The organism is Serratia sp. CY33802 (assembly GCF_052169095.1).
Taxonomy (GTDB): Bacteria; Pseudomonadota; Gammaproteobacteria; order Enterobacterales; family Enterobacteriaceae; genus Serratia; species Serratia bockelmannii.
Map to the genome: position 1 here is coordinate 831117 of NZ_JBJNLL010000001.1, position 16415 is coordinate 847531.

Annotated in this window: 17 protein-coding genes; 10 read left to right on the forward strand and 7 right to left on the reverse strand. The window is 58.9% G+C overall.

Going from position 1 to position 16415, the window contains the following annotated elements; translation table 11 throughout:
• Positions 1-94: 94 nt before the first annotated feature.
• On the reverse strand, positions 95-910 hold the full coding sequence (locus ACJ8HA_RS03925; protein ID WP_089196530.1) for a DUF72 domain-containing protein: 816 nt from the start codon (positions 908-910) through the stop codon (positions 95-97).
• Between the two features lie 53 nt (positions 911-963).
• The gene (locus tag ACJ8HA_RS03930; RefSeq protein WP_043143030.1) at positions 964-1542 is read right to left on the reverse strand and encodes a hydrolase; all 579 of its coding nucleotides are present in this window, start codon (positions 1540-1542) and stop codon (positions 964-966) included.
• 254 nt (positions 1543-1796) lie between these two features.
• Here ACJ8HA_RS03930 and ACJ8HA_RS03935 point away from each other — a divergent pair, with 254 nt between their 5' ends.
• The 7 genes from ACJ8HA_RS03935 (at position 1797) to ruvB (ending at position 7386) form a co-directional block, all read left to right on the forward strand.
• Positions 1797-1988 carry an FmdB family zinc ribbon protein gene (locus ACJ8HA_RS03935; RefSeq protein WP_033632845.1) on the forward strand — a complete coding sequence of 64 codons (192 nt, stop codon included), beginning with the start codon at positions 1797-1799 and terminating at the stop codon, positions 1986-1988.
• A gap of 74 nt (positions 1989-2062) precedes the next feature.
• Positions 2063-3847 carry an aspartate--tRNA ligase gene (gene aspS / locus ACJ8HA_RS03940; protein WP_025303127.1) on the forward strand — a complete coding sequence of 595 codons (1785 nt, stop codon included), beginning with the start codon at positions 2063-2065 and terminating at the stop codon, positions 3845-3847.
• Positions 3847-4293 (forward strand): dihydroneopterin triphosphate diphosphatase, encoded by a 447-nt coding sequence (gene nudB, locus ACJ8HA_RS03945; RefSeq protein WP_004932373.1) that lies wholly within the window; start codon positions 3847-3849, stop codon positions 4291-4293. The genes aspS and nudB overlap by 1 nt, the downstream gene beginning before the upstream one ends.
• A gap of 19 nt (positions 4294-4312) precedes the next feature.
• Positions 4313-5056, forward strand: coding sequence for a YebC/PmpR family DNA-binding transcriptional regulator (locus tag ACJ8HA_RS03950; RefSeq protein WP_004932370.1), 744 nt, complete (start codon positions 4313-4315; stop codon positions 5054-5056).
• Between the two features lie 57 nt (positions 5057-5113).
• Entirely contained in the window at positions 5114-5635 is a 522-nt protein-coding gene (gene ruvC, locus ACJ8HA_RS03955) for a crossover junction endodeoxyribonuclease RuvC (RefSeq protein ID WP_442515209.1), read from the forward strand.
• A gap of 112 nt (positions 5636-5747) precedes the next feature.
• Positions 5748-6362 (forward strand): Holliday junction branch migration protein RuvA, encoded by a 615-nt coding sequence (ruvA, locus tag ACJ8HA_RS03960; protein WP_164064172.1) that lies wholly within the window; start codon positions 5748-5750, stop codon positions 6360-6362.
• A gap of 19 nt (positions 6363-6381) precedes the next feature.
• Positions 6382-7386 carry a Holliday junction branch migration DNA helicase RuvB gene (gene ruvB / locus ACJ8HA_RS03965; RefSeq protein WP_025303125.1) on the forward strand — a complete coding sequence of 335 codons (1005 nt, stop codon included), beginning with the start codon at positions 6382-6384 and terminating at the stop codon, positions 7384-7386.
• 60 nt (positions 7387-7446) lie between these two features.
• Here the strand turns inward: ruvB and znuB are convergent, their stop codons facing one another.
• A complete protein-coding gene (gene znuB / locus ACJ8HA_RS03970; protein ID WP_442515210.1) occupies positions 7447-8232 on the reverse strand; it encodes a zinc ABC transporter permease subunit ZnuB in 786 nt (261 codons plus the stop codon).
• Positions 8229-8987, reverse strand: a complete 759-nt coding sequence (znuC, locus tag ACJ8HA_RS03975) for a zinc ABC transporter ATP-binding protein ZnuC (RefSeq protein ID WP_004932357.1) — start codon at positions 8985-8987, stop codon at positions 8229-8231. The genes znuB and znuC overlap by 4 nt, the downstream gene beginning before the upstream one ends.
• Before the next feature lie 78 nt (positions 8988-9065).
• On the opposite strand from znuC, the gene znuA reads away from it, so the two are divergent.
• The 3 genes from znuA (at position 9066) to lpxM (ending at position 12474) form a co-directional block, all read left to right on the forward strand.
• Positions 9066-10010, forward strand: coding sequence for a zinc ABC transporter substrate-binding protein ZnuA (gene znuA / locus ACJ8HA_RS03980; RefSeq protein ID WP_442515267.1), 945 nt, complete (start codon positions 9066-9068; stop codon positions 10008-10010).
• A gap of 21 nt (positions 10011-10031) precedes the next feature.
• Complete coding sequence (gene mepM / locus ACJ8HA_RS03985; protein WP_025303122.1) at positions 10032-11354, forward strand: murein DD-endopeptidase MepM; 1323 nt, start codon at positions 10032-10034, stop codon at positions 11352-11354.
• A 151-nt stretch (positions 11355-11505) separates the two neighbouring features.
• Positions 11506-12474 (forward strand): lauroyl-Kdo(2)-lipid IV(A) myristoyltransferase, encoded by a 969-nt coding sequence (gene lpxM, locus ACJ8HA_RS03990; RefSeq protein ID WP_015378127.1) that lies wholly within the window; start codon positions 11506-11508, stop codon positions 12472-12474.
• A gap of 49 nt (positions 12475-12523) precedes the next feature.
• On the opposite strand, the gene ACJ8HA_RS03995 is transcribed toward lpxM, so the two are convergent.
• The 3 genes from ACJ8HA_RS03995 to ACJ8HA_RS04005 all read right to left on the reverse strand — a co-directional run bounded on the left by ACJ8HA_RS03995 (position 12524) and on the right by ACJ8HA_RS04005 (position 15996).
• Entirely contained in the window at positions 12524-13405 is an 882-nt protein-coding gene (locus ACJ8HA_RS03995; protein ID WP_442515211.1) for a leucine-rich repeat domain-containing protein, read from the reverse strand.
• Positions 13406-13490: 85 nt separating this feature from the next.
• Positions 13491-14933, reverse strand: a complete 1443-nt coding sequence (pyk, locus tag ACJ8HA_RS04000; RefSeq protein WP_004932339.1) for a pyruvate kinase — start codon at positions 14931-14933, stop codon at positions 13491-13493.
• Between the two features lie 190 nt (positions 14934-15123).
• A complete protein-coding gene (locus ACJ8HA_RS04005) occupies positions 15124-15996 on the reverse strand; it encodes a MurR/RpiR family transcriptional regulator (RefSeq protein WP_025303120.1) in 873 nt (290 codons plus the stop codon).
• Positions 15997-16415 lie beyond the last annotated feature (419 nt).

Consider the following 16415-nt stretch of genomic DNA (forward strand, 5'->3'; position numbering starts at 1 on the left):
CCGTTCCCTAACCAAAACTGGCAGCCAGCATCATAGCCGTCATTGTATTCACTGTCGCGGGGAAATATTTGATGTTATTGGTCAGATTAATAGGTCAAAACAGTGCATCTTGCTCTGGCCAGTCCGGCGGCGCAGGCAAATCGGGGATCGCTCGGCGCAGCTGCTGCCAAATTTTTTGCGCTTGCTGGGGTGAATCGCCGTTGTCCGGCGTATGAATAAACAGATACGGTTGATGTTGTTGCTGCCACAGCGGCAGTTTTTGCTGCCAGGCTTCGAACCAGCGCAGGTTGTCGGTCAATTGGTCGCCGCCGATAAAGCGCACCAGCGGTTGGTCGGCGGTGACCAGAGCGTGCACCGGCAGCTTCGGTTTTTTCTGCTGGGCATCGCGCACGGCGGCGGTATGGGGGGCGGCGTGATGCACCGGGCGGCTGTCGAGGATCACCCGATTGATGCCGCGCTGATGCAGCCCCTGATTCAACGCGCGCTCTTCCTCGCCTTTGGCGAAAAATGCCGGATGACGCACTTCGACGCCGTAGGTGAATTCCTGCGGCAGGCTTTCGAAGAACTGCCACATGCGCGGCAGCTCGTCGGGGCCGAAGGCGGCGGGCAACTGCAGCCACAATTGCCCGATGCGTTGATGCACCGGGCTCAGGCAGTGGTAAAACGCCTGCAGCTCGGCGGCGCAGTTGCGCAGGGCGGCCTTGTGGCTGATGTCCGACGGGAATTTGAAGCAGAAGCGAAAATCGTCGCCGGTCATGTCGCGCCAGCGCTGCACGATGTCCAGCTTCGGCAGCGCGTAGAAGGTGGTGTTGCCTTCCACGCAGTTGAAGTAGCGGCTGTAATCCGCCAAGTCACGCAGCCCGATACGATTCCAGGCTGAATGTTGCCACTGGGGCAGTCCGATGTAGATCACGGCGTCGTCTTCCTTTACTTATCCTTGGCTTATCAGGCTACAACTTAACGTTACCGGTCGAGCGCGGCAAGAATTTCGCCGGTGTCGCGCACTCGCGCCAAACGCGGGAAGATGTGTTCGAACGCGAAACGGTGCATTTCCGCGTTCTGCGCGCTGCAGACGTCTTCGGCGATCACCAGCTCATAGCCGTGTTCCCAGGCGGCGCGTGCGGTGGATTCCACGCCGATATTGGTGGAAATACCGCCCAGCACCACAGACTTGATGCCGCGACGGCGCAGCTGCAAGTCCAGATCGGTGCCGTAGAAGGCGCCCCATTGGCGCTTGGTGATCAGAATATCGCTGTCGCAGACCGCCAGCGGCGCGGGGAACTCCCACCAGCTGGCCGGCAAACCGCCGGCGGGCGCGGGAGCCGGTTTATCCACCGGTTGTTTCAGCGCTTCGGCGAAGGAGTCTGACCAACCGACGCGCACCAACAGCACCGGCGCGCCTAGCAGACGAAAACGCGCGGCCAGCAGGGCGGCGTTCGCCACCACCTGCTCGGCGCCGTGCGGGCCGCCGGCGTAGGGCAGAATGCCATTTTGCAAATCGATCAGCACCAGAGCGGTGGTTTGGGCGTCAAGTTTCAGCATGGATTTCATCTCGTTGCGAAGTGGATAAAAACTGTTCGGCGCGTCGGGCGAGCTGCGTTCGGCGCAAAACCGGGGGAGAATCAGGCTACGTGAAAAAACTGTCGCAGGTTAATGGGAAATTTGTTAACCGATGTGTTGATTCGAGCAAAAACGCGCCATTTAGTGCAGTAACAATGCTGTGTTCGCACTTATCGGGCGGATGAATTTCCTTTATAATGACTCCCTTTTTTCAACACTCTTTAATCCAACGACCTATGCCGATTTATGAATATGCATGTGGTGCTTGCAACCATCGGTTAGAGAAATTGCAAAAATTTTCCGATGCGCCGCTGGCAGACTGCCCGGCGTGTGGGCAGCCCGCGTTGACCAAGTTGATTTCATCCTCCGGCTTCCAGCTTAAGGGCACCGGGTGGTATGCGACGGATTTTAAACCGGGTAACAAGTAGAATTTATCAGATAACAGCCGCGCGACAGGGGCGCAGTAGCCCGGCGCGGCATCGGCTGTGTAAAAGGATAGCGTATGCGTACTGAATATTGCGGACAGTTGAATCTGTCCCACGTGGGCCAGGAAGTCACTCTGTGTGGTTGGGTCAATCGTCGTCGCGATCTCGGCGGCCTGATCTTTATTGATATGCGCGACCGCGAAGGCATCGTGCAGGTGTTCTTCGATCCGGACGAGAAAGTGGCGTTCGACAAGGCCTACGACCTGCGCAATGAGTTCTGCATCCAGATCGTCGGCACCGTGCGTGCGCGTCCGGACAGCCAGATCAATAAAGATATGGCCACCGGCGAAGTGGAAGTGTTTGCCCACGCGCTGGAGATCATCAACCGCTCCGAGCCGCTGCCGCTGGACTCCAACCAGGTCAACAGTGAAGAAGCGCGCCTGAAATACCGCTACCTGGATCTGCGCCGCCCGGAAATGGCTGAGCGTCTGAAGACCCGCGCCAAAATCACCAGCTTCGTACGCCGCTTCATGGACAGCCATGGCTTCCTCGATATCGAAACGCCGATGCTGACCAAGGCGACGCCGGAAGGCGCCCGCGATTACCTGGTGCCAAGCCGCGTGCACAAGGGCAAATTCTACGCGCTGCCGCAGTCTCCGCAGCTGTTCAAACAGCTGCTGATGATGTCCGGCTTCGATCGTTACTATCAGATCGTCAAATGCTTCCGTGACGAAGACCTGCGTGCGGACCGTCAGCCTGAATTCACCCAGATCGACGTCGAAACCTCCTTCATGACCGCCGATCAGGTGCGTGAAGTGATGGAGAAACTGGCGCGCGAGCTGTGGCTGGATGTGAAGGGCGTGGATCTGGGCGATTTCCCGGTCATGACCTTCGCCGAAGCGATGCGTCGCTTTGGCTCCGACAAGCCGGACCTGCGTAACCCGCTGGAGCTGGTGGACGTGGCCGACCTGGTCAAAGACGTCGAGTTTAAAGTGTTCTCCGGCCCGGCTAACGACGCCAAAGGCCGCGTGGCGGCAATCCGCGTACCGGGCGGCGCACAGCTGACACGCAAGCAGATCGACGAGTACGGCGCTTTCGTCAACATCTACGGCGCGAAAGGCCTGGCCTGGCTGAAGGTCAACGACCGCGCCGCAGGCATGGAAGGCGTGCAGAGCCCGATCGCCAAATTCCTCAGCGCGGAAGTGCTGGAAGCTGTCCTGGCGCGCACCAACGCGCAGACCGGCGACATCCTGTTCTTCGGCGCAGACAGTTTCAAGATTGTCACCGACGCGATGGGCGCGCTGCGCCTGAAACTGGGTCGCGATCTGGGGCTGACCCAACTCGACAGCTGGGCGCCGCTGTGGGTGGTCGACTTCCCGATGTTCGAAGAAGACGAAGAGGGCGGCCTGGCGGCGATGCACCACCCGTTCACCTCGCCGCGCGACATGAGCCCGGAAGAGCTGGCGGCAGCGCCGGTCAACGCTATCGCCAATGCCTATGACATGGTGATCAACGGTTACGAAGTGGGCGGCGGTTCGGTGCGTATTCACCGCAGCGAAATGCAGCAGACGGTATTCAGCATTCTGGGCATTAACGAACATGAACAGCGCGAGAAGTTCGGCTTCCTGCTGGACGCGCTGAAGTACGGTACGCCGCCGCACGCCGGCCTGGCCTTCGGCCTGGATCGTCTGGTGATGCTGCTGACCGGCACCGACAACATCCGCGACGTGATCGCCTTCCCGAAAACCACCGCGGCGGCCTGTCTGATGACCGACGCACCGAGCTTCGCCAACCCGGCGTCGCTGCAGGAGCTGGCGATCAGCGTGGTAAAGAAAGCCGGTGCGGAACAAGAGAGCGAGTGATGAGTTATAAGCGCCCTGAATCTATCCTGGTAGTGATTTACGCGAAATCCAGTGGTCGGGTGCTGATGTTACAGCGGCGCGACGATACCGAGTTCTGGCAGTCGGTCACCGGCAGCCTGGAACAGGATGAGTCACCGCCGCATGCCGCGCGGCGTGAAGTCATGGAAGAAGTCGGCATCGATATCGAAGCAGAGCACCTGCCGTTGTTCGATTGCCAACGCTGCGTGGAGTTTGAACTCTTTGTCCATTTGCGACATCGCTATGCGCCGGGAACCACGCGCAATAAAGAGCACTGGTTCTGTCTGGCGTTGCCCGAGGAGCGCGATCCGGTGATTACCGAGCACCACGCTTACCAATGGCTTGAGGCGGCCGAAGCCGTGAAGTTGACCAAGTCATGGAGCAATCAGCAGGCGATTGAAGAGTTCGTGATCAATTCAGTCCAGTAGTTTTTTTCGGAGATTTTTTATGGCAGGTCATAGTAAGTGGGCCAACACAAAGCACCGTAAAGCGGCGCAGGACGCCAAGCGCGGTAAAATTTTCACCAAGATTATTCGTGAGCTGGTCACTGCCGCGAAGCTGGGCGGCGGCGATCCGGATTCCAACCCGCGTCTGCGCGCGGCGATGGACAAGGCGCTGTCGAACAACATGACGCGCGACACCATGAACCGTGCGATCGCGCGCGGCGTGGGCGGCGATGATGATACCAATATGGAAACCATCATCTATGAAGGTTACGGCCCTGGCGGCACCGCCGTCATGATCGAATGCCTGAGTGACAACCGCAACCGCACCGTGGCGGAAGTGCGTCACGCTTTCACCAAGTGTGGCGGCAACCTCGGCACCGACGGTTCCGTAGCTTATCTGTTCACCAAGAAGGGCGTGATCACTTACGCACCGGGCCTGGATGAAGACAGCGTGATGGAAGCGGCGCTGGAAGCCGGTGCGGAAGACATCGTGACCTATGACGATGGCGCTATCGACGTGTTCACCGCCTGGGAAAGCCTGGGCGCGGTGAAAGACGCGCTGACCGCGGCGGGCTTCGAGGCCGAAGCGGCGGAAGTGTCGATGATCCCATCGACCAAGGCCGACATGGACGCGGAAACCGCGCCTAAGCTGTTGCGTCTGATCGATATGCTGGAAGACTGCGACGACGTGCAGGAAGTTTACCATAACGGTGAAATTTCCGACGAAGTGGCGGCGACGCTGTAATCCGGTAAAACGGGCGCCGCCGTTCGGCGGCGCCGTGCATGCAAGGTGGATGTAGATATGGCGATCATACTCGGTATCGATCCCGGTTCACGCGTCACCGGCTATGGCCTTATCCGCCAGCAGGGGCGTCAGTTGAGCTATATCGCCAGCGGCTGCATCCGCACGGTGGTGGACGACATGCCGACGCGGCTGAAGCTGATTTACACCGGCGTCAGCGAGATCATCACCCAGTTTCAGCCCGACTTCTTCGCCATCGAACAGGTGTTTATGGCTAAGAATCCGGATTCGGCGCTCAAGCTCGGCCAGGCACGCGGCGTCGCGATCGTGGCGGCGGTGAATCAGAATCTGGAAGTGTTCGAGTATGCGGCGCGGCAGGTCAAACAGACCGTGGTCGGCACCGGTGCGGCCGAAAAGGCGCAGGTACAGCACATGGTGCGCTCGCTGCTCAAACTCTCGGCCAACCCGCAGGCGGACGCCGCCGATGCTCTGGCTATCGCCATCACCCATTGCCACCTCAGCCAGAACGTGCTGCGGATGAGCGAAGGGCGGTTGAACCTGGCGCGCGGGCGTTTGCGCTGACGCAAAGCGATGATTGCTCAGGCTGGATATTCATCCAGCCTTTTTTATGTTATAAGCTTTACCAGCAACGGCATGGCAGGGCGCCATGCCCGGTCATTCTGCAGGAGGGTAAATGATAGGTCGTCTCAGAGGAAATATTCTGGAAAAGCAGCCGCCGCTGGTGTTGCTGGAGGCGAACGGCGTGGGCTACGAGGTACACATGCCGATGACCTGCTTTTACGAGCTGCCTGAACTGGGGCAAGAGGCCATCGTGTTTACCCACTTCGTGGTGCGTGAAGACGCGCAGCTGCTGTACGGTTTCAACGACAAGCAGGAGCGTGCGCTGTTCCGCGAGCTGATCAAGGTCAACGGCGTCGGGCCGAAGCTGGCGCTGGCGATCCTGTCAGGCATGTCCGCGCAGCAGTTCGTCAGCGCGGTGGAGCGTGAAGAGATCACCGCACTGGTCAAGCTGCCGGGCGTGGGCAAAAAAACCGCCGAGCGCCTGGTGGTAGAGATGAAAGACCGCTTCAAAGGGCTTAACGGCGACCTGTTCAACAACAGCAGCGAGATCAGCCTGCCGTCCGCCGCCGACAACGCGCCGGAAGCGGACGCGGAAGCCGAAGCCGTTTCGGCGCTGGTGGCGCTGGGCTACAAGCCGCAGGAAGCCAGCCGCATGGTCAGCAAAATTGCCAAACCGGGCGCCGACTGCGAGACGCTGATCCGCGACGCGTTGCGCGCTGCTTTGTAAGGCCGCTAAGAGGTAGATAATGATTGAAGCCGATCGCCTGATCTCCGCCGAACCGATCAACGAGGAAGAAGTCCTCGATCGCGCCATTCGTCCCAAGCTGTTGACCGAATACGTGGGTCAGCCGCACGTACGCGAGCAGATGGAGATCTTCATCCAGGCGGCCAAGCAGCGCGGTGACGCGCTCGACCACCTGCTGATCTTCGGCCCGCCGGGGCTGGGGAAAACCACCCTGGCCAACATCGTGGCCAACGAAATGGGCGTGAATCTGCGCACCACTTCCGGCCCGGTGCTGGAGAAGGCGGGCGATTTGGCGGCGATGCTGACCAACCTCGAACCGCACGACGTGTTATTCATCGACGAAATCCACCGTTTGTCACCGGTGGTAGAAGAAGTGCTGTATCCGGCGATGGAAGACTACCAGCTGGATATCATGATCGGCGAAGGGCCGGCGGCGCGTTCGATTAAGCTTGATCTGCCGCCGTTCACGTTGGTGGGCGCGACCACCCGCGCCGGTTCGCTGACCTCGCCGCTGCGCGATCGTTTCGGCATAGTCCAGCGGCTGGAGTTTTATCAGGTGGCGGATCTGCAGCATATCGTCTCACGCAGCGCCGGGTGCCTTGGGTTGGAGCTGTCCGACGAGGGCGCCCATGAGGTGGCCCGCCGCGCGCGCGGTACGCCGCGTATCGCCAACCGCCTGCTGCGCCGGGTGCGTGACTTCGCCGAAGTGCGCGCCAACGGCGTGATCAGCGGCGCAGTGGCGGCGCAGGCACTCGATATGCTCAACGTCGATGCCGAAGGCTTCGACTATATGGATCGCAAGCTGCTGCTGGCGATCATCGACAAGTTTACCGGCGGCCCGGTCGGGTTGGACAACCTGGCGGCGGCGATCGGCGAAGAGCGTGAAACCATCGAAGACGTGATTGAACCGTTCCTGATCCAGCAGGGCTTTATCCAGCGCACGCCGCGCGGCCGTTTGGCGACGCAGCATGCCTACCGGCATTTCGGCCTCGAACGCGAAGCATAAGTTTTCCACCCATCATAAAAAAGGGCCGCATTCGCGGCCCTTGTCATATCCCGGCTTTAATCAAGCCTGCTGTTTTTTGAACAGGCTCAGCGTGAACAGCACGGCGGCGCTCAGCACCACCGAAGGGCCGGCCGGCGTATCGTAAAATGCCGAGAAGGTCAGGCCGCCGGTGACTGCCACCATGCCGAGCAGCACTGCGACGCCCGCCATCTGCTCCGGCGTGCGTGCGAAGCGCCGAGCGGTGGCTGCCGGAATGATCAGCAGTGAGGTGATGATCAGCGCGCCGACGAATTTCATCGCCAGACCGATGGTTAAGGCGGTGACCAGCATCAACACGGTGCGTACGCGCACCAGATTAACGCCGTCGACGTGCGCCAGCTCCGGGCTGATGGTCATCGACAGCAGATCGCGCCACTGCCACCACAGCACCAACAGCACCACGGCGACGCCGCCGGCAATCATCACGATATCGCTCAGCGTAACCGACAGCAGATCGCCGAACAGGTAGGCCATCAGATCGACCCGCACGTTAGACATCAACGCCACCACCACCAGTCCCAGCGACAGGGCGCTATGCGCCAGAATGCCGAGCAGGGTATCCACCGAAAGCTGCGGGCGACGTTCCAGCCAAACCAGGGCCAGAGCCAGCAGCAGCGTAATGGCGATCACCGCATAGAAGGGGTTGATGTCGAGCAGCAGACCAAAGGCGACGCCGAGCAGCGAGGCGTGCGCCAGGGTATCACCAAAGTAGGACATGCGGCGCCAGACCACGAAGGAACCCAGCGGCCCGGCGGCGCTAGCCAGCAACACGCCGGCCAGCCAGCCGGGAAGTAACAGTTCAATCATGCTTCGCGGCTCCCGGTTTTCTTCAAGACAATTCTTCCCTGCAGATCGTGGCGGTGGTTGTGATGGTGGCGATACACCGCCAGCTGCTCTGCGCCGCGGTTGCCGAACATGGCGATGAATTCGGGATGCATCGAGACCACCTCCGGCGCGCCGGAGCAGCAGATGTGCTGATTGAGGCACAACACCTCGTCGGTTTTCGCCATCACCAGATGCAGATCGTGCGAGACCATCAGCACGGCGCACCCCAGCTCCTTGCGCAGCTGATCGATCAGATCGTACAGCGCCAGCTGGCCGTTGACGTCTACCCCTTGCGTGGGTTCGTCCAGCACCAGCAGCTGCGGTTTATTCAGCAGCGCTCGCGCCAGCAGCACGCGCTGGTTTTCACCGCCGGAGAGCTTTTGCATCGGCTGGTCGAGCAGGTGGGCGGCGTGCACGCGTTTGAGCGCCGGCAGAATGTCGGCTTTCTTTACGCCAGGTTTAAGACGCATAAAGCGGCTGACGGTCAGTGGCAGGGTGGCGTCGAGGTGCAGCTTTTGCGGCACATAGCCGATGCGCAGATCGGGCTCACGCTCCAGCGTGCCGGCGGTCGGTTTGACCAATCCCAGCACCACGCGCACCAGCGTGGATTTGCCCGCGCCGTTCGGGCCAAGCAGCGTGAGAATACGGCCGGGTTGCAGGCTGAGGGAAATGTTCGACAGCACCTTGCGGCTGCCGAAGGCGACGGAGATATTTTTTAGCGTTATCAGTGTAGACATCTCGAGATTACAGGTTGCAGAACGAAGCGAATGTTATAATATCACGCCTTGTTGATGAAAACGATGGGATTACTGATGATGGCAAAGAAAAATAAATGGCTGCAGCGTACGCTGTTGGCCAGCGCATTGTTGATGGCCGGCCCGCTGAGCAGCGCTTCCGCGGCGGTGGTGACCACGATTCGTCCGCTGGGCTTTATCGCTTCGGCGATCGCCGACGGCGTGACGCCGACCGAGGTGTTGCTGCCGGACGGCGCTTCACCGCACGATTTTGCGCTGCGTCCTTCCGATATCCAGCGTTTGCGCTCTGCGGACCTGGTGCTATGGGTCGGGCCGGACATGGAAGCGTTCCTGAACAAGGCGCTGGTGCCTATCTCGGCAACCCGCAAGTTGGCTATCAGCGAACTGCCGGCGGTGAAGCCGTTGCTGATGAAAGGCGAAGATGACGACGATCATGATCATGCAGGCGAAGCGCATAACCATGCCGATGACGATCATGGGCATCATCACGGCGAGTACAATATGCACGTTTGGCTGTCGCCGGAGATAGCAAAAGTGACCGCGATCGCGATTCACGACAGATTGTTGGAACTTATGCCGCAAAATAAGGACAAATTAGACGCAAACCTGCGCCAGTTCGAGAATCTGCTGACGCAAACTGACAAAAATGTTGGTAACATGCTTACGCCTGTGCAAGGTAAGGGTTATTTTGTTTTTCATGATGCTTACGGCTACTTTGAGAAACACTACGGTTTGAGTCCGCTGGGCCATTTCACCGTCAATCCCGAAATTCAGCCTGGAGCACAGCGCCTACACCAAATTCGAACACAGTTGGTTGAGCAGAAAGCGGTATGCGTTTTTGCTGAGCCACAATTCAGGCCGGCCGTAATCAATGCCGTCGCCAAGGGTACCAAAGTGCGTTCTGGAACGCTGGACCCGCTGGGCATCGGCATCGCGCTGGGGAAGGACAGCTACGGGAAATTCCTGAATCAGCTGTCAAACCAGTACGTGAGCTGCCTGAAGTAAAGCTTATGAGGATAATATCGAGTGCAGCAGATAGTCCGAACTATCGCTCTGGCGTATAACAACCTGCCACGGCCCCATCGCGTCATGCTGGGGTCGCTGACAGTCGTCACATTGGCCGTCGCTGTTTGGCGGCCTTTTGTTTACCACCCAGAACACAACCCCATCGCCAAGAGCGTCGAGTTAGAATCCAGCCAGATGCGGTCATTGCTCCCCGAAGCCAGTGAACCGATAGATGTCGACCAACCCACCCCCGATGACGAAATCCCGCAGGATGAGCTGGATCAAAAAGATGCCGGCGATGATGGCGTGCATGAATATGTGGTTTCCACCGGCGATACCCTCGGCAGCATTCTGACGCAGTACGGCATCGATATGTCGGATGTCACGCTGCTGGCTTCGCAAAACCGCGATCTGCGCAACCTTAAGATCGGCCAACAGCTGTCGTGGACCGTGAACGATGCGGGCGATTTGCAGCAGTTGACCTGGGAAGTTTCCCGCCGCGAAACCCGCACCTACGATCGCGTCGGCAACAGCTTCAAAGAATCGAAAGAGGCGCAGCAGGGCGAATGGCGCAACAACGTGATCAGCGGCCGCGTTAACGGCAGCTTCGTCAGCAGCGCTGGCGACGCCGGGTTGAGCCGTAACGAAATCAATGCGGTGATCAAGGCGCTGCAATGGCAGCTCGATTTCCGCAAGCTGCGCAAAGGCGACCAGTTCTCCGTGCTGATGTCGCGCGAGCATTTCGACGGTAAGAAATCGCAAAGCCAGCTGTTGGGCGTGCGTCTGCGCACCGGCGGCAAAGATTACTATGCGATCCGCGCCGAAGACGGCAAATTCTACGATCGCCAAGGCTCTGGCCTGGCGCGCGGCTTCATGCGTTTCCCGACCATGAAACAGTTCCGCATCTCCTCCAACTTCAACCCGCGCCGCGTGAACCCGGTGACTGGCCGCGTGGCGCCGCACAAGGGCGTCGATTTCGCCATGCCGGTCGGCACGCCGGTGCTGGCGGTCGGCGACGGTGAGGTGGTGATCGCCAAACGCAGCGGCGCAGCGGGCAACTATGTGGCGATCCGCCACGGTCGTCAGTACACCACGCGCTATATGCACCTGAAAAAACTGCTGGTGAAACCAGGCCAGAAGGTGAAACGCGGCGATCGCATTGCGCTCTCCGGCAACACCGGCCGTTCCACCGGGCCACACCTGCACTTTGAACTGTGGACCGGCCAACAGGCGGTGAACCCGCTGACGGCCAAACTGCCGCGTTCCGAAGGGCTGGGCGGCAAAGACCGCAGCGATTATCTGGCACAGGTGAAGGAAGTGGTTCCTCAGCTGCAGTTGGATTAACGTCCCCCTTTTTTCCGGCGCTCCGGCGCCGTTAATTTCATCGGCCTGATTGCGGGCCGATGCTGTTTTATCTGGGTGGTTCGCGGTTGTTAATTGCAAAATCGGTGATGGCAATTATGATTAGCCGAATCGCTAAGCGAAGAGCACGTGCATGCAAAACGAGAAGAAATCGAACGTAGAGTTCATCCCGCAGTTTCAAAAAGCCTTTTTATATCCGCGCTACTGGGGCGTGTGGTTGGGAACCGGTCTGATGGCCGGCATTTCGCTGGTGCCTGCGCGCCTGCGCGATCCGGTGCTGGGTGCGGTCGGCAAACTGGCCGGCAAGCTGGCGAAGGGCGCGCGCCGTCGTGCCCGCATCAACCTGCTGTATTGCTTGCCTGAGCTGCCTGAAAGCGAACGCGAGCACATTATCGACCAGATGTTCGCCTGCGCGCCGCAGTCGATGGTGCTGATGGCGGAACTGGCCTGCACCAAGCCCGAAAAAGTGCTAAAGCGCGTGCGTTGGCACGGTGAAGAGGTGCTGGACAAGATCCGGGCGGAAGGGCGTAACGTGATTTTCCTGGTGCCTCACGGCTGGGCGGTGGATGTGCCAGCGATGCTGATGGCTGCGCGCGGCCAACCGATGGCGGCGATGTTCCACAACCAGCGCAATCAGTTGATCGATTACCTGTGGAATGCCGTGCGTCGTAAATTCGGCGGCCGCATGCACGCGCGCAACGACGGCATCAAACCGTTTATCAGTTCGGTACGGCAGGGGTACTGGGGCTACTACCTGCCCGATCAGGATCACGGCGCCGAGCACAGTGAGTTCGTCGATTTCTTCGCGACCTATAAGGCGACGCTGCCGGCGGTAGGCCGGTTGATGAAGGTTTGCCGTGCGGCGATCGTGCCTTTGTTCCCGGTGTACGATGGCAAAACCAGCATGCTGGATATTTATATTCGCGAGCCCATGGACGATCTGGCCGAAGCCGATGACCCACGGATTGCGCGCCGCATGAATGAAGAAGTGGAAAACCTGGTGGGCCCGAACCCTGAGCAGTACACCTGGATCCTAAAACTGTTGAAGACGCGCAAGGAAGGGGAGATTGAGCCTTACTCGCGCGACGATCTGTATCGCTAATCCTTCCTAACGTTAACGCCGGTCGGGCTATAACCCGGCCGGTATCACTTCAGATGTGCACCATACAGCCGCGCGCCCGCAGGATGTCGATGACTTTAGGCGTGCGGGTGAAATCATTCCAGCGCAGATCCAGCTTGCGCAGCCGGCTCAGTTCGCCGAGGCTTTCCGGCAGCTCGCTCAGGCGGTTGGCGCGCAGATCCAGACTTCTCAGCGCTGTCAGCTCACCGATATTTTCCGGCAGGCGCGTCAGTTGATTGAAACGCAGGTTCAGCTCGCTCAATCGCGGCAGGCGGCAGAAGGCTGCCGGCAGTTCGGTGATAGCATTGTTGGCCGCATCGAGTATCTCCAACTCACCGAGCAGAGCCATTTCCGCCGGCAGCGTGGTCAGGGCATTTTTCATGATATGCAGTTCGCGCAGCGCGCGCAGCTGCCCGATTTCGGCGGGCAGGCTGCGGATGCGATTGTTGTATAAACGCAGCTCCTGCAACGCCGCCAGCCTCGGTATTGCCTGCGGCAAGGCGGTCAGTTGGTTATCGGTCGCGTTGAGATAGATGAGCTGCTGCAGCTGTGCCAGCGAATGGGGCAGGTCGCTAAAACCGTTATCGCTCAGATAGAGGTATTTCAGCCGGTGCAGTTGCCCCAACGCTTCAGGCAGTTCGCTCGCGCGATTGTGGCCAAAGTCGAACATCTCGAGCTGTTGCAACTGACCAATCTCCGGCGGCAGACGGTCGAGCTGATTGCAGGAGATATTCAGCACCTGCAGATTCTGGTGCCGGAAGATTGGGGTGGGGAAGGCCGTCAGCTGATTGTCGTACAGGCTGACCTTGCGCAGCGCGCTGCCGGCAAGCTGCGATTCGTCGAGCTGCGTCAGGCTACGGCTGTCGAGATCGAGCTCATCAGCGCTCGCTGCGGGGTTGTGTTGGTGGAGCATGGCGTTCTCCGTCGTTTATGGCGATGTCAGCGCAAAAAAAATGCCGGCCAACGTGAGCCGGCCGGCATTTCGTCTGCGGCGTGAATTACTCGACGCGCAGGATACGGCTGGTATTGGTGGTACCGACGGTTTCCATCACGTCGCCCTGGGTGACGATCACCAGATCGCCGGAGACCAGGAAGCCTTTGTCACGCAGGCGATTGACGGCTTCATTGGCGGCGATCACGCCGTCTTTGTGGCTGTCGAAATATACCGGCGTCACGCCGCGATACAGCGCAGTCAGGTTCAGCGTGTGCTCATGACGCGACATGGCGAAGATCGGCAGGCCGGAGCTGATGCGTGACATCATCAGCGCGGTGCGGCCGGACTCAGTCATGGCGATCAGCGCGGTGACGCCTTTCAGGTGGTTGGCCGCATACATCGAAGACATGGCGATCGCCTCTTCGATATTGTCGAACTGCACGTCCAAACGGTGTTTGGAAACGTTGATGCTCGGGATCTTCTCGGCGCCCAGACAAACGCGCGCCATCGCCGCCACGGTTTCCGCCGGGTATTGGCCAGCAGCGGTTTCCGCCGACAGCATGACGGCGTCGGTGCCGTCCAGCACGGCGTTGGCCACGTCCATGACTTCGGCGCGGGTCGGCATCGGGTTGGTGATCATTGACTCCATCATCTGAGTCGCGGTGATCACCGCGCGGTTCAGGGTGCGGGCGCGGCGGATCAGTTTCTTCTGAATGCCGACCAGTTCCGGATCGCCGATTTCGACGCCGAGGTCGCCACGGGCAACCATCACCACGTCGGAGGCCAGAATAATGTCGTCCATCGCTTCGTCGGTGCAAACCGCTTCGGCGCGCTCAACCTTGGACACGATCTTGGCGTTGCAGCCCGCATCGCGCGCCAGGCGGCGGGCATAGTTCAGGTCTTCACCGGTACGCGGGAAGGAGACCGCCAGATAGTCGACGCCAATCTTGGCGGCGGTCACGATGTCCGCCTTGTCTTTTTCGGTCAGCGCTTCGGCTGACAGGCCACCGCCTAGCTTGTTGATGCCCTTGTTGTTGGACAACGGGCCGCCGACGGTCACTTCGGTAAACACTTTCATGCCCTGAACTTCGAGCACTTTTAACTGAACGCGGCCGTCGTCAAGCAGCAGGACATCGCCCGGCACGACGTCGGCAGGCAGGCCTTTATAGTCGATACCGACTTTTTCTTTATCGCCTTCGCCTTTTGACAGGTTGGCGTCCAGCAGGAATTTATCACCCACGTTGAGGAAGATTTTGCCTTCCTTGAAGGTGGATACGCGGATTTTCGGCCCTTGCAGATCGCCGAGGATAGCGACGTGACGTCCCAGTTTGGCAGCGATTTCGCGCACTTTGTCTGCGCGAGCCTGGTGATCTTCCGGGCTGCCGTGGGAGAAGTTAAGCCGAACTACGTTGGCACCGGCGGCAATGATCTTTTCCAGATTATTGTCGCGGTCTGTAGCCGGACCCAGGGTGGTAACGATTTTGGTTCTTCTGAGCCGTCTGGACATGTATTACTCCGTTGACTGGTGAAGCAAATATTGGTGTTGCGATAACGTCGGATAACGAAACCAGGCGTGAAATGTAATTTTACAACACTGATATTTCACCCGGGTTACCCGCATGAGCATGTTAACAGGGTACCGCCTCTGATGCCGTCATTCAAATGTCTGTTGAACGGCGATTTTTTTCTTCGTCGGGTCACGAATCAAAACTGTTGGGAATGACCACGCCTTTATCAAAGCGCGATTCTTTGAGCGCTTCTTTGACCCGCTTCAAGTTATCTCTGAATTTAGCCCCTCGGCGCAAGGTAAATCCGGTGGCAAGCACGTCAATGAGCGTTAATTGCGCGATCCGCGACACCATCGGCATGTAAACGTCGGTGTCTTCAGGCACATCGAGCAGCAACGCGAGGGTCGCCGCTTGGGCGAGCGGGGTGTCGCGCGAGGTGATAGCCAGTACCGTGGCGTCGTTCTCCCGCGCCAGGTGAGCCATCTCCACCAGATTTTTGGTGCGGCCGGTGTGTGAGATCAGCACCACCACGTCGCCCTCGCCGGAGTTCATGCAGCTCATGCGTTGCATGACGATGTCATCGAAGTAGACCACCGGAATGTTGAAGCGGAAAAATTTGTTCATCGCGTCGTGCGCCACCGCCGCGGAGGCACCCAGGCCGAAGAAAGAGATCTTTTTTGCCTGGGTGAGCAGGTCAACCGCACGATTGATTGCGGCAATATCCAAATTTGCCTTTACTGTATCCAGGCTGGCCATGACCGATTCGAAGATCTTGCTGGTATAGGAATCGACGCTGTCGTCTTCCTCAACGTTACGGTTTACGTAGGGCGTGCCGTTAGCCAGGCTTTGGGCGAGGTGCAGTTTGAAATCGGGAAAGCCTTTGGTATCAAGGCGGCGGCAAAAACGGTTGACGGTAGGTTCGCTGACGTCGGCCATGCGCGCCAGCGTGGCAATGCTGGAGTGAATGGCGGTCTGTGGGGAGGCCAGGATCACCTCGGCGACTTTCCTTTCAGATTTGCTCAGGCGTTCCAGATGGTTCTGGATTTTGTCCAGCGTATTCATATAACGAGAGTCACTCATGGTTTTATCCCTGTGGCTTTCAAGCAACAGCGCCGAATTTCGCCTGTGTTCGCCGTGCACGCAGACGCCAAACGAGCGGCTGTAACCTGGAATCGATAGGGTATGTCGATTTCAAACAAAGGAGAAATCAATGCCGGTTTAGTGAAAATATACTACGTGCTGGTAACCGTTGGCAGTCTCGACAGGGCGTATGCAGGCTTTTTTCACCAGAATATGACCTGTGTCTAACTTTCATAATGGTAACAGAGCGTCAAAAAAGACGAAAAATTACAGTTTTGCCCGCCTGTGCGGGCTCTGGCGCGCATTGGCGCTATCACTGGAATCTTGAGGTCTTTTTTCCTGCTTCTGCACCGGGTTTGCTGGCCGTAGTCAAACAGAGTACATTAGTAATGTAAGAAAAT